Here is a 3,007-nt window from a genome sequence, read left to right on the forward strand (position 1 = left end):
TGAAATCGGAGCGTATTCGGTATTAGCGACCGTTTCCAGCCGTTATTCCCAACTCATGGGCAGATCATCCACGCGTTACTCACCCGTGCGCCGCTTTACTCAGGCCGAAGCCCTTTCACGCACGACTTGCATGTGTTAGGCACGCCGCCAGCGTTCAATCTGAGCCAGAATCAAACTCTCCAGTTGAAAAACTGAAGTCGCACGAACACCTCGTAATTGAGGCACCCGTACGATTGATTACTTATCGTAAAGGCTGATTCCTTCCCGACTCGCTATTTACTTGTCAAAGAACCGATTCCGTGAACCGCAGCATCCTGCGGCCCGTCGCCCCGCCGGGGCTTCCCGTCGCGGCGAGGAGCATGTATGCCCCAGCGCCCCGCCAGGTGTCAACCGCTTTTTTTCGTTTTCTTCGTTTTTTTCTCGAAGACCCCGTGAACCCCGCGAGGGGATCAGGAAAGCGCCAACATATTGATCCGGCTGAAAGAGCAGGCCGCGTCGAACGCAGTTCGTTGCGGCGAAGGGGGTATCTATGCGCTTCCCCACCCGGCGTCAACAGGTTTTTCGTCAGCCCGTTGATTTTATTTTCGCGTGTCCGCTTCTACCCGCACCAGCCGTGGCTTTGCGCCGCCAAAAAGAAATGCCCCGACCAAACGAAAGCGCCCCGGCAAGGCCGGGGCGCTGATGCACGCATGCTGTTGCGCACCGCTATCAGGCATCGTCATCGGACGGCTCCGGGGGCGCTGTCCGTGCGCTGCCGACCGACGCTACTGGGCGGCGTGCACGGTGATCTGGTCGCCGGGCTTCAACTGCGCATCACGCTCCAGGTTGTTCCAGCGCAGCAGCTCCTTGGGCGGCACGTTGAACTTGCGGGCAATGGCCCACATGGTGTCGCCTTCCTGCACCTTGTACACGATGGCCCGGCCCAGCGGCGCGGAGGATTGGGCGGCGGGCTTGGCGGCAGCCCCCTTGGACGCGGCAGCCACGGACACGGGCGCGGATGCCCGTTCGGCGCCCCCGCGCGACGCGCTGGCAACAATGGCCTTGTTGGCGGCCTCCGCTTCCTGCCGGGCGATGGCCGTAGCCTCTGCCCCGGCGTCGGGGATGTACAGCTTCTGCCCCAGTTGCAGGGCGATGCCGGATAGCCCGTTGGCCTTCTGCAGGGTTTCCACACTGCTGCCCTGGGCCTTGGCGATGCCGTACAGGGTGTCGCCCTGTTTCACGATATAGCTGGCGCGGCGCTCGGCGATGACGCGGGTACTGGTCACGGGCGTCCTGTCTGACCGATCGGGCTTGCCCGACTTGGACGCCTTGCCCGACCTGGACGAAGGCGGCTCCGCCTGCGCGGTGAAGTCGGACATCCCCCCCCCGCCGGGGATCATCAGTTCCTGCCCCACCTTCAGCTTGCCGCTGGACTTGTTGACCTGCTTCAGCACCGCAACGGGCACGCCGCAACGCTTGCCGATCTGGCCCAGCGTATCGCCCGACCGCACCTTGTACACCCGCCAGCCCGCGTAGTTGCGCTGTTGCGGTTTGGCCAGGAAGGCGGCTGCCGCCTCCAGATGCATGGGGGGAACATAGACGGTGGCGTGGGCGTCCGGCGGCGAAATGTAGCGTCGGAAGGCGGGATTGTTGGCCGAAAAGTCGTTCCAGTTCTGGCCCATGGCCTGGGCCAGGGCCAGCAGGTCGGTGCCGGGCTTCACGCGCAGGGCTTCAAGCTTGGGCGCGCAGCTGTAGTCCGGGGCCTGAAAGCCCAGGGATTCCAGGTTGCGCATGATTTTGGCCACGGCGATGAACCGGGGCACGTACTGGCGCGTTTCGTCCTTCAACTGGGCCTTGCCGTCGAGCATGTGGTTCTTGGCGCGCAGGTCGAAGAAATCTTCGGCCCCCGTGCCCTCCAGCGCCCGCGAAATCTTGCCCTCGCCCGCGTTGTACGCGGCCATGGCCAGGCGCCAGTCACCGAAGTCGCCGTACAGCTTTTGCAGATAATCCGCCGCCGCGCGGGCCGACTTGTACGGGTCGCGCCGCTCGTCCATCCACCAGTTGTACGACAGCCCGTAGCGCATGCCGGTGTACGGCATGAACTGCCACACTCCGGCCGCACCCGCCGAAGACACGGCGTTGGGATTGAAACCGCTTTCGACGATGGCGAGGTAGGCGATTTCTTCGGGAATGCCCTGCTGGCGGAACACTTCGCGGATGTGCGGCAGGTAGTTCTGCGAACGCTTCAGGTAGCGTTCGAAGGTGCCGCGCGCGCGGTGGGTGAAATACTTGAAGTGCAGTTCGACGTCGCGCCGGGCCTCCGGGGTGAGGTCCTTGTCCAGTTCGCCGGTGGAGTTGAGGGCCGCCCATTCCTGCGGGGTAAAGGGCACGCCGTCGTCGGCGGGCGGAATGGGCAGTTCCACCACCTCTTCGGGTTCTGCGGCGGAAGCAGTGGCGGCAGACGGTGCCGGGCAGGCCTCTGCCTGCTGGCTGGGGGACAGGTTCTTTTTGGGCGCGCAGCCGGCGGCCAACAACGCCACCGCCACAAGCACAAGCACGTGCCGGACGGCACGGCGCGCGCGCAGGGCAGAGGACAGGAGTCTGGTTCGCTGCATGGATATTCCGGATGTGTTGGGAGCGGCGGAAGAAGGCCGCGAAAAGGAGCGTGTGTCGGGTCGTGCGCCGCGTTCCGGCTGGTCCCGGCGCCTGTCGGCCCGGCGAGTGCGGCACCGTGGCCCCTTGCGTGGAAGCACGTTCAAGGGTACCTGCGGTGTATGCGGCATCCCGACCCTACCTCATGCCGCCCATCCAACGCAACCCGTCTACCCGCGCCCATCCGGGCGAAAGCGACACATGCCCAAGAAGCACCCCCTTTGGGGCACCGACGCGCGCGACGACGCGCCGCGCGATGCCCGCAACGACGATACGCGTGACAGCCGTTCCCGTTCCGCCAACCGCAACCGCAAGGATGGCCGCCCCACGGGTCGGCCCGGCGAACGCGAGGGTGGACGCGGCGATGCCCCGCGCG

At 65.2% G+C, this 3,007-nt stretch carries 1 protein-coding gene and 1 rRNA gene; both read right to left on the bottom strand.

The features are described 5' to 3' along the window. A 16S ribosomal RNA gene (locus FVW20_RS11050) occupies positions 1-186 on the bottom strand; the annotation flags it as partial. 578 nt (positions 187-764) lie between these two features. Beyond that, positions 765-2,594, bottom strand: a complete 1,830-nt coding sequence (locus tag FVW20_RS11055) for a LysM peptidoglycan-binding domain-containing protein (protein ID WP_196609607.1) — start codon at positions 2,592-2,594, stop codon at positions 765-767. Between the last annotated feature and the right edge of the window lie 413 nt (positions 2,595-3,007).

Origin of the sequence: Nitratidesulfovibrio oxamicus, from assembly GCF_015731765.1 — a bacterium.
GTDB lineage: Bacteria > Desulfobacterota > Desulfovibrionia > Desulfovibrionales > Desulfovibrionaceae > Cupidesulfovibrio > Cupidesulfovibrio oxamicus.

What these genes read in the sequence shown, in the direction of transcription:
- FVW20_RS11055 (WP_196609607.1), bottom strand. Translation starts at nt 2,594, where the DNA reads ATGCAGCGAACCAGACTCCTGTCCTCTGCCCTGCGCGCGCGCCGTGCC.